Origin of the sequence: Streptomyces sp. NPDC047453, assembly GCF_040643155.1 — a bacterium.
Lineage (GTDB): Bacteria > Actinomycetota > Actinomycetes > Streptomycetales > Streptomycetaceae > Streptomyces.
The window spans coordinates 161,909-175,991 of record NZ_JBEYTS010000012.1 but is presented as its reverse complement, the minus strand read 5'-3'; the positions used below and the strand labels follow the sequence as shown (position 1 = coordinate 175,991).

Here is a 14,083-nt window from a genome sequence, read left to right as displayed (position 1 = left end):
GTGATGCCGCCGAACACGTTGACGAACACGGACTTCACGTCCGGGTCACCCAGGATGATCTCCAGGCCATTCGCCATCACCTCGGCCGAGGCACCACCGCCGATGTCGAGGAAGTTGGCCGGCTTGACACCCTTGTGGGCCTCACCCGCGTAGGCCACGACGTCCAGGGTCGACATGACCAGACCCGCGCCGTTGCCGATGATGCCGACCTCACCGTCGAGCTTGACGTAGTTGAGGTTCTTCTCCTTGGCGGCCGCCTCCAGCGGATTGGCCGCGGCCCGGTCGTGGAGCTCCTCGAACTCGGGGTGACGGAACTCCGCGTTGTCGTCCAGCGACACCTTCCCGTCGATAGCGACGATCTCGCCCTCGCCGCACCTGACCAGCGGGTTGACCTCGACCAGGAGCGCGTCGGAGGCGACGAAGGCCTGCCACAGCAGCCGCAGCACCCCGGCCACCTGGTCGGCGACGTCGGCCGGGAAGGCGGCCTTCTCGACGATCTCGCGCGCCTTCTTCTCCGTCACGCCCTCGTGCGCGTCCACCGGGACCTTCGCCAGGGCCTCGGGCTTGGTCGCGGCGACCTCCTCGATGTCCATGCCGCCCTCGACGGAGGCCATGGCCAGGAAGGTGCGGTGGGTGCGGTCGAGGAGGAACGAGACGTAGTACTCGTCCCGGATGTCGGCCGTGGGGGCCAGCATCACCTTCTGGACCGTGTGGCCCTTGATGTCCATGCCGAGGATGTCCGTCGCGCGGGCGACGGCCTCGTCCGGGGTGGCGGCCAGCTTGACGCCACCGGCCTTGCCGCGGCCACCGACCTTCACCTGGGCCTTGACGACCGCCCGGCCGCCCAGGCGCTCGGCCGCCGCGCGGGCGGCCTCGGGCGTGTCGACGACCTCGCCGGCCGGTACCGGCACACCGTGCTTGGCGAAGAGATCTCGTGCTTGGTACTCGAACAGGTCCATTGAAGTGGCCTCCCAAAGCCGCTCACGGAAGCGTCGGCGGCCCTGCGAGCATAAAGTCAACTGAATACTGTATGCAATAGCTATACGCGAGACTCCCCGCCCCGCACATGACCTCCCCTCGGACCCTGGACACCGCGCAGCGACATTGCATACAGTATCCAGCCTCTTACTGAGAGGAGTCCATCGTGAAGATCGCGGTCCTCGGAGCCGGTGCGATCGGCGCGTACGTCGGGGCGGCTCTGCACCGGGGCGGCGCCGAGGTGCATCTGGTCGCCCGCGGTGATCATCTGCGGGCCATGCGGGCCGACGGAGTACGGGTACTGAGCCCCCGCGGTGACTTCGTCGCCCGGCCGCACGCCACGGACGACCCGGCCGAGATCGGTCCGGTCGACTACGTCTTCCTCGGCCTGAAGGCCCACTCCTACCCGTCGTGCGGGCCGCTCATCAAGCCGCTGCTCGCCGACCACACGGCCGTCGTGGCCGGCCAGAACGGCATTCCGTGGTGGTACTTCCACCAGCTCGCCGGGCCCTACGAGGGCCGGCGGGTGGAGGCGGTCGACCCGGACGGCGCCACCAGTGCCGTCCTGGCGCCGGAGAGGGCCATCGGCTGCGTCGTCTACCCGGCGACCGTCATCGAGTCCCCCGGAGTGATCCGGCATCTGGAGGGCACCCGGTTCTCCCTCGGCGAGCCCGGGGGCCAAGTATCCGAACGCTGCTCGGCGTTGAGCCAGGCCTTGATCGCCGGCGGGCTGAAGGCCCCGGTCGAACCGAACCTGCGCGACGACATCTGGATCAAGCTGATGGGCAACGTCGTGTTCAACCCGCTCAGCGCGCTCACCAGGGCGACGATGGCCGAGATCTGCCAGCACACCCAAACCCGGCGCCTGGTCGTCCAGTTGATGGAGGAGACCCTCGACATCGCGGCGCGGGTGGGCAGCACGCCGGACATATCGATCGAGAAGCGGCTGCGCGGCGCCGAGGGGGTCGGGCACCACAAGACCTCGATGCTCCAGGACCTGGAGGCCGGCAAGCCGCTCGAACTCGACGCCATCGTGACCGCGGTGGTGGAACTCGCCGACATCACCGGCGCGCAGGCGCCCACGCTGCGCGCCGTCCACGCGGCCACCGACCTGCTGGCGCAGTGCAGTTCACAGGGCAGCACGGCACGGAACGGCGCCGCGCCGGGAGCCGTACCCGCCTGAGCCGGGCCCGCCGCCACCGGCTCCGCCCCGCGGCGCCGCACACGGACCACCGCCTCATCTCCCCGTCGCCACGAGGGGAGATGAGGCGGTGGTGTCGGGAACGGACCGGTCAGTCGCCGGCGGTCTCGTCCGTCCGGACGGCCGGCTTCAGCGCGGCGACGATCACGGGGGACAGTCCCTCCGCTCCCCCGTCGACGAACTCGGCCAGCCTCGCGCGCATCCTTGGGTCCCAGAACCGCTGGATGTGTCCCGCGACCGCCTCGGCGGCCTGCTCGTCCGGCAGGTGCCCGAAGGCCGCGGCGATGTCGTTCGCCATCCGCTGTTCCGGTGGCACGGCGCCCGCCATCTCAGTCCACCACCGCATGGCGGTCGTCGCGGAGCCGATCGGCTGCGTGCCCGGCGAGCGGGTGGGCGAGTCCGACCTGCACGGCGGTCACCTTGTACTCCGGGCAGTTGGTCGCCCAGTCCGAGTTCTCCGTGGTCACCACGTTGGCGCCGGTCACGGGATGGTGGAAGGTGGTGTACACGACCCCCGGCGGCATCCGGTCGGACACCTGGGCCCGCAGGGTCGTCTGCCCGACGCGGCTGGTCAGCGTCACCATGTCGCCGTCGCCGATGCCGCGCACCTCGGCGTCGTGCGGGTGCAGTTCCAGCAGGTCCTCGGGGTGCCAGGCCACGTTGCCGGTACGGCGGGTCTGCGCCCCGACGTTGTACTGGCTCAGGATGCGCCCCGTGGTCAGGACGAGCGGGAAGCGGGAGGTGGTCCGCTCGTTGGTCGGCAGATAGGTGGTGACCACGAACTTCCCCTTGCCGCGGACGAATGCGTCCACGTGCATGGTCGGCGTGCCCTCCGGCGCCTCCTCGTTGCACGGCCACTGGATGCTGCCGAGCTTGTCGAGGGAGGCGTAGGAGATACCGCGGAAGGTCGGGGTGACCTGGGCGATCTCGTCCATGATCTGGCCCGGGTGGTCGTATTCCATGGGGTAGCCCATGGCGGCGGCGATCTCGCAGACGATCTGCCACTCGTGCTTGCCGGTCTTCGGCTTCATCACCGCGCGCACCCGGTTGACCCGGCGTTCGGCGTTGGTGAACGTGCCGTCCTTCTCCAGGAAGGAGGCGCCCGGCAGGAAGACATGGGCGAACTTGGCCGTCTCGTTGAGGAAGAGATCCTGTACCACGACGAGTTCCATGGCTTCGAGCGCGGAGGTGACGTGCTTGAGGTTCGGGTCGGACTGGGCGATGTCCTCGCCGTGCACGAACAGGCCGCGGAAGGAGCCGTCGATCGCCGCGTCGAACATGTTGGGGATCCGCAGTCCGGGCTCGGCGAGGATCGTGCGGCCCCACAGGTCCTCGAAGACGGTGCGGACCGCGTCGTCGGAGACATGGCGGTAGCCGGTGAACTCGTGCGGGAAGGAACCCATGTCGCACGAGCCCTGAACGTTGTTCTGTCCGCGCAGCGGGTTGACGCCGACGCCGTCGCGGCCGATGTTGCCGCACGCCATCGCCAGGTTCGCCATACCCATGACCATGGTGGAGCCCTGGCTGTGCTCGGTGACGCCGAGCCCGTAGTAGATGGCCCCGTTGGGCGCCTGCGCGTACAGGCGGGCGGCGGCCCTCAGCTCCTCGGAGGGCACACCGGTGATGGGCTCGGTGGCCTCCGGGCTGTTCTCGGGGCGGGAGACGAACTCCGCCCACTCGTCGAACCCTTCGCAGCGGTCCGCCACGAAGGACTTGTCGACGAGGTCCTCGGTGACCACCACGTGCGCCATGGCGTTGATGACGGCGACGTTGGTGCTCGGGGTGAGCTGGAGGTGGTGTGCCGCCTCGATGTGCGGTGAGCGCACCAGGTCGATGCGGCGCGGGTCGATCACGACGAGTTGGGCGCCCTCGCGCAGCCGGCGCTTCATCCGCGAGGCGAAGACCGGGTGGCCGTCGGTGGGGTTGGCGCCGATCACCACGATCACGTCGGCCTGGGCCACCGAGCGGAAGTCCTGTGTGCCCGCCGACTCGCCGAAGGTCTGCTTCAGCCCGTATCCCGTCGGGGAGTGGCAGACCCGGGCGCAGGTGTCGACGTTGTTGTTGCCGAAGGCCGCGCGGACCATCTTCTGGACGACGTACACCTCCTCGTTGGTGCAGCGCGAGGAGGTGATGGCGCCGATCGCGCCGGAGCCGTGGCGCTCCTGGATGGAGCGCATCCCCCGGGCGACCGTGCGGATGGCCTCGTCCCACTCGACCTCGCGCCACGGGTCGGTGATCCTCTCCCGGACCATGGGCTTGAGGATCCGGTCGGGGTGGGTCGCGTAGCCGAAGGCGAAACGGCCCTTCACACAGGAGTGCCCCTCGTTCGCCCCGCCGTCCTTGTAGGGCACCATCCGGACCAGTTCGTCACCGCGCAGCTCCGCCTTGAAGGAGCAGCCGACGCCGCAGTACGCGCAGGTCGTGACGACCGAGCGGGTCGGCATGCCGAGTTCGACGACCGACCGCTCCTGGAGCGTCGACGTCGGGCAGGCCTGGACGCACGCGCCGCACGAGACGCACTCGGAGTCCATGAACAGCTCGCCCGCGCCGGGTGAGACCTTGGAGTCGAATCCCCGGCCCTCGATGGTCAGGGCGAAGGTGCCCTGCACCTCGCCGCAGGCCCGCACGCAGCGGGAGCAGACGATGCACTTGGACGGGTCGAAGTCGAAGTACGGGTTGCTCCGGTCGGCCTCGGCGTCCAGATGGTTCTCGCCCTCGTACCCGTACCGGACCTGGCGCAGCCCGACGACGCCGGCCATGTCCTGCAACTCGCAGTCGCCGTTGGCCGGGCAGGTCAGGCAGTCCAGCGGGTGGTCGGAGATGTACAGCTCCATGACGCCCTGGCGCAGCTTCTCCACCTTGGGCGTCTGGGTGCGCACCCGCATGCCGTCGGCGACCGGCGTGGTGCAGGACGCGGGGGTGCCCCTGCGGCCGTCGATCTCCACGACGCACAGCCGGCAGGATCCGAACGCGTCGAGGCTGTCGGTGGCGCACAGCTTGGGTATGTCGATGCCGGCGAGCGCCGCCGCGCGCATCACCGACGTGTCCTCGGGGACCGTGACGGGCAGTCCGTCCACTTCGACCGACACGGTCGGCTCCCCGGGCCTTTCGGGGGTGCCGAAGTCGGGTTCCTTGAGAAGGGTCATGCCGTGTCCTCCGTCCTCGCGCCGCTCGTCCGCGCGGTGCGCACCGCCGTGCGTGCGTCGCGGGCGAGGAAGTCGTCAGAGAAGTGTGTGATGGCGCTGCGCACCGGCATCGGCGTCAACCCGCCCATGGCGCACAGCGAACCGTCGGTCATCAGCTCGCAGAGGTCTTCGAGCAGGGCGAGGTTGTCGTCGCGGTCCTCGCCCGCCACGATCCGGTCGATCACCTCGACCCCGCGTACCGAACCGACGCGGCAGGGCGTGCACTTGCCGCACGACTCCACGGAGCAGAACTCCATCGCGAAACGGGCCTGCGCGGCCATGTCCACGGTGTCGTCGAAGACCACGACGCCGCCGTGGCCGAGCATCGCGCCGGCCTCGGCGAACGCCTCGTAGTCCATCGGCAGGTCGAACATGGAGGCCGGCAGGTAGGCACCCAGCGGTCCGCCCACCTGCACCGTGCGCACCGGGCGCCCGGAGAGTGTGCCGCCGCCGTAGTCCTCGACCAGTTCGCGCAGGGTGACGCCGAACGCCGTCTCCACGATGCCCCCGCGCGCGATGTTGCCGCCGAGCTGGAAGACCTGGGTGCCGCGCGAGCGCTGCACGCCGAGTTCCTGGTAGGCCTTCGCGCCGCGCGCCATGATCACCGGCACGGTGGCGAGGGTGAGGACGTTGTTGACGACGGTCGGCTTGCCGAAGAGTCCCTCCAGCGCGGGGATGGGCGGCTTGGAGCGGACCATGCCCCGCTTGCCCTCCAGGCTCTCCAGCATGGAGGTCTCCTCGCCGCAGATGTACGCGCCGGCGCCGACCCGGACGTGCAGGTCGAAGGTGAGGTCGGAGCCGAGGATCCGCTCTCCGAGCCAGTTGTTCCGGCGCGCGATGTCGATAGCGGCGCGCATCGTGGCCACGGCGTCGGGGTATTCCGACCGGATGTAGACGTAGCCCTCACGTGCCCCGACCGCGTGCGCGGCGATCGTCATGCCCTCGATCAGCATGAACGGGTCGCCCTCCATGACCATGCGGTCCGCGAAGGTCCCGCTGTCGCCCTCGTCGGCGTTGCAGCAGACGAACTTCAGTTCGTCGGAGCACTCGGAGACGGTCTTCCACTTGACGCCGGCCGGGAATCCCGCGCCGCCCCGGCCGCGCAGGCCGGACTCGGTGACCTCGGCGATCACCTCGGCGCGGGGCAGCCCCAGCGCGCACCGCAGCCCGGCGAGGCCGCCGTGCCGCAGGTAGTCCTCGGTGGAGAGGGGGTCGGTGATCCCGATCCTGGCGAACGTGACCCGCTTCTGCCGTGCCAGCCACGGTAGTTCGTCGACGACGCCGCGCCGCAGCGGATGGTCCCCGCCGTCGAGGAGGCCCGCGGCGAGGAGGCTCTCCACGTCCGAAGGCGTCACCGGTCCGTAGCCGACCCGGCCGGCGGGTGTCGCCACCTCTACGAGCGGCTCCAGCCAGAGCATGCCGCGGGAGCCGTTGCGCACCACTTCGACGGGCCGGTCCTGGCCGGCGGTGGCCTGTCGGAGGGCGTCCGCGACCGCGTCCGCTCCCACGGACCGTGCCGCCGAGTCGCGGGGGACGTACACCGTCACCGGAGAGTGGGAATCCATCGTCACGACGACACCGCCTCGTCGAGGATCGAGCGCAGGCGCTCCACGTTCACGCGTCCGTGCAAGGCGTCGTCCACCTGGATGGTCGGCCCCAGCGCGCAGTTGCCGAGGCAGAAGACCTGTTCCACGGTGACCGAGCCGTCCGCCGCCGTCTCCCCCGGTGCGAGGCCGACCCGGTCGCGGGCACAGGCCACCAGGGCGTCCGCGCCGAGGGCCTGGCAGGCCTCGGCCCGGCAGATGCGCACGGTGGTGCGGCCCGCCGGTTCGCGGCGGAAGTCGTGGTAGAAGGAGAGCACCCCGTGCACGTCCGCCCGGGACAGGTTGAGTTCGTCGGCGAGCAGCGCGACGCACTCCTGCGGCACATGGCCGAGTTCCGCCTGGATGGCGTGCAGTATCGGCAGCAGCGCGCCGCGTTGGCCACGATGGGCGGCCACGATCGCGCTGATCGCGGCTCGCACCGGTACGTCACTCACGCTTGTGGTCATGATCGCCCCCAGTCACCGGCGTGCGCGGAAGTCGAGCGCGAGGCCCTCGCCGCTGTCGTACGAGTTTGGTTTCGCGAACACATGAACCCTTGCCCCTCGTCTGCGGATGCGCAGAGGCGGTGACCAGCGGCACAGCCGCTTCCGCCGACCCGGTCGGTGCACGGACAACGCTCCGCAGCATAATCGCCTACTTACAGTTTGTATACAGTGTTCAGGCTCATGGAGCGCGCCGTTCCAGGCCCCACGAGACACCGCGAGCCGGCGGCTACACGCGCACCTCGGCGCCGACCGGCTGCGCGACCGCCGCACCCGGGGCCGGCAGTGCGGCCAGCCACGGCAGCACCGCGCCCAGCACGGTGCTGATCCCGCCGCCGCTCGGCCCGAGCATCGCCCCCTCCGGCACCAGGACGGGGTCGGCACGGACGGTGGACGACGCGCTGCCGGGCGGACCCTCCCCGTCCGGGCGTGCGGGCACGAACAGCCCGGGGGCGTCGGCCGGCACCAGCCAGAGGGTCAGTCCGTCGCGCCCGTCGGCCAGCAGGGAGGACCACACGTAGCTGTCGGCCTCCCCCGCCCCGACCACGTTGTGCTTCCGGGCGCGCAGCGCCACCACGTCCCCCGTGCGCGTCGCCGTCGAGGGCGGACCGGGAGGCGCGCCGTGCTCACCGGACTCGACGGCCTCCGCCAGGGCGAGGGTGCTCAGGTGGTGCCCGGTGGCGATCTTCCGGCGCACCCAGTGGATGCCGTGGGCCTCGATGACCGCGACGGCGGCGTAGTGGGACCTGAGCACGGCGCCGGTGGCCGGGCAGGCCCGGGACACCTCGGCCACCACCTCGGCGGCCTCCGCCAGACCGAGTCCCTGTCCGCCGAGGTCGGCGGAGACGGTGAGCGCCAGCAGTCCGGAGCGCCCCAGCGAGGCGACCGAGGCCCGGGGGAACGCGCCGTGCGTGCGGACCCGTTCGGCCCCGGGCTCGATGACGCTGCTCATGGCGTGGGAGAGAGCGGTGCGGTACGACATGGGGCGGCCCCTTGAAGTCACTTCCAACGCAGATTGCATACAGTATGCTCTCTGCTGGGAGCGCCGACCACCCCCAAGTGCGCGAATCCACCGCCCGAGCAAAATCACGCGCAGGCGACTGGACAGTCGCCATCCGGTCGGTCGATGATTGCATACAGTATTCGTTGCCTGTATGCAGGACGCGTCCGATTCAGGACGTCCGTGTTCAGAACGCCGGCATTCAGGAGGGGAGGGCTCGGCGACTCCCGTACGGCCAGACGCACCAAACCGTGTACAAGTGAGGTGATCCCCATGACCAGGGCTCTTGAGGGCGTGCGCGTCCTCGACATGACACACGTCCAGTCAGGCCCCTCCGCCACCCAGTTGCTCGCCTGGCTCGGTGCGGACGTCGTCAAGCTGGAAGCGCCGACCGGCGACATCACCCGCAGGCAGCTGCGGGACCTCCCCGACGCCGACTCCCTCTACTTCACGATGCTCAACTGCAACAAGCGGAGCATCACACTCAACACCAAGACGGAACGCGGCAAGGAGCTGCTCACCGAGCTGATCCGGCGCTCCGACGTCATGGTCGAGAACTTCGGACCGGGCGCCGTCGACCGCATGGGCTTCACCTGGGACCGCATCCAGGAGATCAACCCGCGGATCGTGTACGCCTCCATCAAGGGGTTCGGCGAGGGCCCGTACACCACCTTCAAGGCGTACGAGGTCGTCGCGCAGGCCATGGGCGGCTCGATGGCGACCACGGGCTTCGAGGACGGCCCGCCGACGGCCACCGGCGCGCAGATAGGCGACTCGGGGACCGGGGTCCACCTCGTCGCCGGCATCCTCGCGGCGCTCTTCCAGCGCGAGCGCACCGGGCGCGGCCAGCGGGTCAACGTGGCCATGCAGCACGCGGTGCTCAACCTCTGCCGGGTGAAGCTGCGCGACCAGCAGCGCCTGGCGCACGGCCCGCTCGCCGAGTACCCGAACGAGGACTTCGGCGAGGAAGTGCCGCGCTCGGGGAACGCCTCCGGCGGCGGCCAGCCCGGCTGGGCCGTCAAGTGCGCGCCGGGAGGCCCCAACGACTACGTGTACATCGTGGTGCAGCCGCCCGGCTGGAAGCCCATCACCGAGCTGATCAACCGCCCGGAACTGGCCGAGGACCCCGACTGGGCCAGTCCCGAGGCCCGGCTGCCCAAGCTGGACAAGATGTTCCAGCTGATCGAGGAGTGGAGCAGCACCCTGCCCAAGTGGGAGGTGCTTGAGGCCCTCAACTCCCACGGCATCCCCTGCGGCCCGATCCTGTCCACCAAGGAGATCATCGAAGACCGGTCGCTGGCCGCCAACGAGATGATCGTCCCGGTCGAGCACCCCGAGCGCGGCACCTTCAAGACCGTCGGCTCGCCCCTGAAGCTGTCCGACTCCCCCGTGACCATCACCAGCTCCCCGCTGCTCGGCGAGCACAACGAAGAGGTCTACGCCGGCGAACTGGGCCTCGACGACGAGGAACTGAAGCTCCTCAAGACGAACGGAGTGATCTGAGCGATGCCCCTGAACCATGCCTCAGCCGACCGCGACACCGTGGCGAAGGTGCTCGCCACCGTGCGCGCCGAGGGCCGCAGCGCCCTGACCGCGCCCGAGGGCAAGCGGATCGCCGACGCGTACGGCATCGCCACCCCCGGCGAGGCCCTGGCACGCGACGCGGACGAGGCGGTCGCCCACGCCGGCGCCTTCGACGGGCCGGTCGTCCTGAAGATCGTTTCCCCCGACATCCTGCACAAGACCGACGCCGGCGGGGTGGTCGTCGGTCTGCACACGGCGGACGAGGTGCGTGCGGCGTTCGACCGGATCATCGCCAACGCCAAGAAGTACGACCCCAAGGCCCGGATCACCGGCGTGCAGGTGCAGCAGATGCTGCCGCCGGGCCAGGAGGTCATCATCGGGGCGGTCACCGACCCCACCTTCGGCAAGGTCGTCGCCTTCGGTCTGGGCGGCGTGCTGGTCGAGGTCCTCAAGGACGTGACCTTCCGGCTGGCGCCGGTCGCCGAGGACGAGGCGGCCTCCATGCTCGACTCGATCGGGGCGGCCGAGATCCTGCGCGGCGTGCGCGGCGCGCCCGCGGTGGACCGCGAGGCGCTGGCAGAGCAGATCCGCAGGGTCTCGCAACTGGTCACGGACTTCCCGGAGATCGCCGAGGTGGACCTCAACCCGGTGATCGCCACGCCCGAGGGCGCGCTCGCGGCCGACATCCGCGTGATCCTCGCCGAGAACGCGCCGGCCGCGCGGCCGAAGTACAGCCGTGAGGAGATCCTGACGGCGATGACACGGCTGATGCAGCCGCGGTCGGTGGCGGTGATCGGTGCCTCCAACGAGGCCGGCAAGATCGGCAACTCGGTGATGCGCAACCTCATCGACGGCGGGTTCGCGGGCGACATCCACCCGGTCAACCCGAAGGCCGACGAGATCGAGGGCCGCAAGGCGCACGCCTCCGTCCTGGACATCCCGGGCGAGGTGGACGTGGCCGTCTTCGCGATCCCGGCGAAGTTCGTGCCCACCGCGCTGGAGGAGGTGGGCGCCAAGGGCATACCCAACGCCGTCCTGATCCCGTCCGGGTTCGCCGAGACCGGCGAGCACGAACTCCAGGAGCGGATCGTCGCCATCGCCCGGGAGCACGGCGTACGGCTGCTGGGACCGAACATCTACGGCTACTACTCGCCGTGGCAGGACCTGTGCGCCACGTTCTGCACCCCGTACGACGTCAAGGGCCCGGTGGCGCTGACCTCCCAGTCCGGCGGCATCGGCATGGCGATCCTCGGCTTCGCCCGCACCACCAAGACCGGTGTCTCCGCGATCGTGGGCCTCGGCAACAAGTCGGACATCGACGAGGACGACCTGCTCACCTACTTCGGCGAGGACCCGAACACCAAGTGCATCGCGATGCACCTGGAGGACCTCAAGGACGGCCGGGCGTTCGTCGAGGCCGCCCGCGAGACCGTGCCGAAGAAGCCGATCGTGGTGCTCAAGGCCGGGCGCACCTCGGCCGGAGCGAAGGCCGCCGGCTCCCACACCGGAGCCCTGGCCGGCGACGACGCCGTCTACGACGACATCCTGCGGCAGGCCGGCGTCATCCGCGCCCCGGGCCTGCACGAGATGCTGGAGTACGCCCGGGCGCTTCCCGTCCTGCCCACCCCGCAGGGCGAGAACGTCGTCATCATCACCGGCGCCGGCGGCTCCGGCGTGCTGCTCTCCGATGCCTGCGTGGACAACGGGCTGAGGCTGATGGAGATCCCGGACGACCTCGACGAGGCGTTCATGCGGTACATCCCGCCGTTCGGCGCGGCCGGGAACCCGATCGACATCACGGGTGGCGAGCCGCCCTCCACCTACGAGGCGACGATCCGCCTCGGTCTGGAGGACCCGCGGGTGCACGCGCTGATCCTCGGCTACTGGCACACCATCGTCACCCCGCCGATGGTCTTCGCCGAACTGACCGCGCGCGTGGTCGCCGAGGCGCGGGCCAAGGGGATTCACAAGCCCGTGGTGGCCTCGCTCGCCGGGGACACCGAGGTGGAGGCGGCCAGCGCCTACCTGTTCGAGCGCGGGGTCGTCGCCTACCCCTACACCACCGAACAGCCGGTGGCCGCGCTCGGCGCCAAGTACCGCTGGGCCAGGGCCGCCGGACTGCTTCCGGCCGACGGGTGACCACCCGGCGGTCGACGCGTTGATTCGACGGCCAGGGGGCGCCACCTTCGCGGTGGCGCCCCCTGGCCGTTCGGTGCAGGCGCGTGGCCGCGCCCGGCGTCACTCCTCGGAGCCGGCACGCTCGTGGTAGGTGACGCGGGTCTGCTCCGTGTGCGCGCGCATCAGCTGCTGCGCGCGCTGCTCGTCACCCGCCTCGATCGCGTCGATCAACTCGCGGTGCTCGCGCCAGGAGTGCTCGCCGCGGGTCCGCGCGATGGGCGTGTAGAACCAGCGCATCCGGCGGTCCACCTGCGCGGACAGTTCGGCGAGCACGGAGTTCGCCGCGAGTTCCATGACGTACGAGTGGAAGGCGGCGTTGGCGGCGACCACCGCGTCGACGTCGTCGGACTGCAGGGCCCGCTCGCCCTCCTCGCACAGCTCACGCAACCGCGCCGGCGCCTCGCCGCCGGCCCCGGCCGCCGCAAGCCGCGCCGCCTCGGCCTCCAACAGGCCGCGTACGACGAGCAGTTGGTCGGCCTCGTCCTCGGTGGGCTCGTGCACGAAAGCGCCCTGGGCCGGGCGCAGATCGACCCAGCCCTCGGTGTTGAGCCGCTGGAGCGCTTCGCGCACGGGCTGACGGGAGACGCCGAGCTGCCCGGCGAGCTCGGTCTCGATCAGGTGCTGACCGGGCTTGAGCACCCGGGTGATGATGAGTTCGAGGAGGGCCTCGTAGACCCGCTCGCGCAGCGGGCCCGGCCGCTCCAGCTTCGGCACGGTTCCGCTCGGCAAACCCGCGGAGAGCATGGCTTCCATCCCCTGATCAGCGGCCCGACCGAGCCTGGGAGTGAGATTGACTTTCGTCTACAGTCTACCGACGCACCGCCCCGCACAGGACTCACACCGACTGTGACCCAGTTCACATCATCCAGGAGTCGCGGACTGCCGGACGACGTCGGCGTCACCGGGTGCCCACCCTCGCGACGGGCGGTTTTCGCCCCGGGGTCGCGGGCAGGCGGGTGAGTGAGCGCCAGGGAAAGGACCGACATGAGCGCCGGAGAGAAGGCCAGGGCCACGACCGAGCAGCTGGTCGGGAAGGCCGTGAGGAAGGTGGCGCACGCGCTCCACAACGAGACCACGGCGGCCAAGGGAGCCGCACTGGAGGCCCGGGGCAAGGCCCGAGCCGCCAAGGAACGGCCGAAGAGCGGCCTCGGGAACTGAGCACGCGCGCCCGCGCGCTCGGCGCGCCACCGCGGATCCGGCACGCCGGACCGGGCGCGACGCGATGAACCGGACAGGATCCACGACACGACGCCGTCCGACGCGGCGGCATGACCGAGGGGGCCGGCAGCCCGTACCGCCGGCCCCCTCGGTCATGCCGCGAGGGCGCTCGTCCGCAGGGGGCGGCGCGGCGCGACCGGGGTGTCCGCGGGTCCGACGCGGTAGGTGGTCCTGGTGGAGTCGACGAGGGGCTCGCCGAGCGTGATCCGTCCGCTGGAGTGCAGCATGTCGCACACGTCCGTGGGCAACGCCACGTAGCAGCTCCCCCGGCCGGTGCGGCGGTCGAACGGCTGCCAGTAGCTGTACCTGCGGCGTCCGCCCGCGTGCACGGTGAGGAACACGAGCGTGGCCGGGTCGGAGATGATGCGCAGGAGGTCAGCACCCGTGGGGCTGAGGGCGGCACCGGCACGGCTGTGGTGGTGCAGGACGACGGCGCGGGCCGGGCCGGATATGGACTGCATCAGCGGGGGCCTTCCTCGATGCTGGGACTGAAGATCACTTACCCAGCTCGGGCGATGTTGATCTCTCTTTCCCGCGGCATTTTCCTGCATGTCACTGACAATGCGGCGGCGACACGCCGCACTGACGTCCGGTCCGCCGTGGCTCGCGATCACACGACGGCCCCGCGGGACGCGGGCCAAGAACACCGCCCCACGCGAATCCTTGCTAGCGCCTCCCAGCTCGGGGATACTGAATACAGTATTCCCGAAGCC

12 protein-coding genes are annotated in these 14,083 nt (G+C 70.5%); 4 read left to right on the top strand and 8 right to left on the bottom strand.

What is annotated here, in order from left to right:
• Nucleotides 1–959 (bottom strand): ADP-forming succinate--CoA ligase subunit beta (gene sucC, locus ABZ818_RS14440; RefSeq protein ID WP_361414014.1); only part of this gene is annotated, 959 nt, incomplete at its 3' end.
• A gap of 185 nt (nucleotides 960–1,144) precedes the next feature.
• Here sucC and ABZ818_RS14435 point away from each other — a divergent pair.
• Complete coding sequence (locus ABZ818_RS14435) at nucleotides 1,145–2,161, top strand: 2-dehydropantoate 2-reductase (RefSeq protein ID WP_361414011.1); 1,017 nt, start codon at nucleotides 1,145–1,147, stop codon at nucleotides 2,159–2,161.
• A gap of 109 nt (nucleotides 2,162–2,270) precedes the next feature.
• Here the strand turns inward: ABZ818_RS14435 and ABZ818_RS14430 are convergent, their stop codons facing one another.
• The 5 genes from ABZ818_RS14430 to ABZ818_RS14410 form a co-directional block, all read right to left on the bottom strand.
• On the bottom strand, nucleotides 2,271–2,477 hold the full coding sequence (locus ABZ818_RS14430) for a formate dehydrogenase subunit delta (protein ID WP_361414009.1): 207 nt from the start codon (nucleotides 2,475–2,477) through the stop codon (nucleotides 2,271–2,273).
• Nucleotides 2,478–2,508: 31 nt separating this feature from the next.
• Nucleotides 2,509–5,325 carry a formate dehydrogenase subunit alpha gene (gene fdhF, locus ABZ818_RS14425; protein WP_361414006.1) on the bottom strand — a complete coding sequence of 939 codons (2,817 nt, stop codon included), beginning with the start codon at nucleotides 5,323–5,325 and terminating at the stop codon, nucleotides 2,509–2,511.
• Nucleotides 5,322–6,935, bottom strand: a complete 1,614-nt coding sequence (locus ABZ818_RS14420) for an NADH-quinone oxidoreductase subunit NuoF (protein ID WP_361414003.1) — start codon at nucleotides 6,933–6,935, stop codon at nucleotides 5,322–5,324. Before ABZ818_RS14420 ends, fdhF begins: the two co-directional genes overlap by 4 nt.
• On the bottom strand, nucleotides 6,932–7,402 hold the full coding sequence (locus tag ABZ818_RS14415; protein ID WP_361414000.1) for a formate dehydrogenase subunit gamma: 471 nt from the start codon (nucleotides 7,400–7,402) through the stop codon (nucleotides 6,932–6,934). The genes ABZ818_RS14420 and ABZ818_RS14415 overlap by 4 nt, the downstream gene beginning before the upstream one ends.
• 277 nt (nucleotides 7,403–7,679) lie before the next feature.
• A complete protein-coding gene (locus ABZ818_RS14410; RefSeq protein WP_361413998.1) occupies nucleotides 7,680–8,432 on the bottom strand; it encodes an acyl-CoA dehydrogenase family protein in 753 nt (250 codons plus the stop codon).
• Nucleotides 8,433–8,723: 291 nt separating this feature from the next.
• On the opposite strand from ABZ818_RS14410, the gene frc reads away from it, so the two are divergent.
• Nucleotides 8,724–9,953, top strand: coding sequence for a formyl-CoA transferase (gene frc, locus ABZ818_RS14405; protein WP_361413995.1), 1,230 nt, complete (start codon nucleotides 8,724–8,726; stop codon nucleotides 9,951–9,953).
• Between the two features lie 3 nt (nucleotides 9,954–9,956).
• Complete coding sequence (locus ABZ818_RS14400) at nucleotides 9,957–12,113, top strand: acetate--CoA ligase family protein (protein ID WP_361413992.1); 2,157 nt, start codon at nucleotides 9,957–9,959, stop codon at nucleotides 12,111–12,113.
• Between the two features lie 99 nt (nucleotides 12,114–12,212).
• On the opposite strand, the gene ABZ818_RS14395 is transcribed toward ABZ818_RS14400, so the two are convergent.
• On the bottom strand, nucleotides 12,213–12,896 hold the full coding sequence (locus ABZ818_RS14395) for a GntR family transcriptional regulator (protein WP_361413989.1): 684 nt from the start codon (nucleotides 12,894–12,896) through the stop codon (nucleotides 12,213–12,215).
• A gap of 240 nt (nucleotides 12,897–13,136) precedes the next feature.
• Here ABZ818_RS14395 and ABZ818_RS14390 point away from each other — a divergent pair, with 240 nt between their 5' ends.
• Nucleotides 13,137–13,310 carry a hypothetical protein gene (locus tag ABZ818_RS14390; RefSeq protein ID WP_361413987.1) on the top strand — a complete coding sequence of 58 codons (174 nt, stop codon included), beginning with the start codon at nucleotides 13,137–13,139 and terminating at the stop codon, nucleotides 13,308–13,310.
• A gap of 152 nt (nucleotides 13,311–13,462) precedes the next feature.
• Here the strand turns inward: ABZ818_RS14390 and ABZ818_RS14385 are convergent, their stop codons facing one another.
• Nucleotides 13,463–13,831 (bottom strand): hypothetical protein, encoded by a 369-nt coding sequence (locus tag ABZ818_RS14385; protein ID WP_361413984.1) that lies wholly within the window; start codon nucleotides 13,829–13,831, stop codon nucleotides 13,463–13,465.
• Nucleotides 13,832–14,083: the final 252 nt, after the last annotated feature.

Bases quoted from the DNA above. Each gene is read 5' to 3' on its own strand.
- ABZ818_RS14410 (WP_361413998.1), bottom strand. From the start codon at position 8,432: ATGTCGTACCGCACCGCTCTCTCCCACGCCATGAGCAGCGTCATCGAG.
- ABZ818_RS14385 (WP_361413984.1), bottom strand. From the start codon at position 13,831: ATGCAGTCCATATCCGGCCCGGCCCGCGCCGTCGTCCTGCACCACCAC.
- ABZ818_RS14430 (WP_361414009.1), bottom strand. From the start codon at position 2,477: ATGGCGAACGACATCGCCGCGGCCTTCGGGCACCTGCCGGACGAGCAG.
- ABZ818_RS14400 (WP_361413992.1), top strand. From the start codon at position 9,957: ATGCCCCTGAACCATGCCTCAGCCGACCGCGACACCGTGGCGAAGGTG.
- ABZ818_RS14395 (WP_361413989.1), bottom strand. From the start codon at position 12,896: ATGCTCTCCGCGGGTTTGCCGAGCGGAACCGTGCCGAAGCTGGAGCGG.
- fdhF (WP_361414006.1), bottom strand. From the start codon at position 5,325: ATGACCCTTCTCAAGGAACCCGACTTCGGCACCCCCGAAAGGCCCGGG.
- frc (WP_361413995.1), top strand. From the start codon at position 8,724: ATGACCAGGGCTCTTGAGGGCGTGCGCGTCCTCGACATGACACACGTC.
- ABZ818_RS14390 (WP_361413987.1), top strand. From the start codon at position 13,137: ATGAGCGCCGGAGAGAAGGCCAGGGCCACGACCGAGCAGCTGGTCGGG.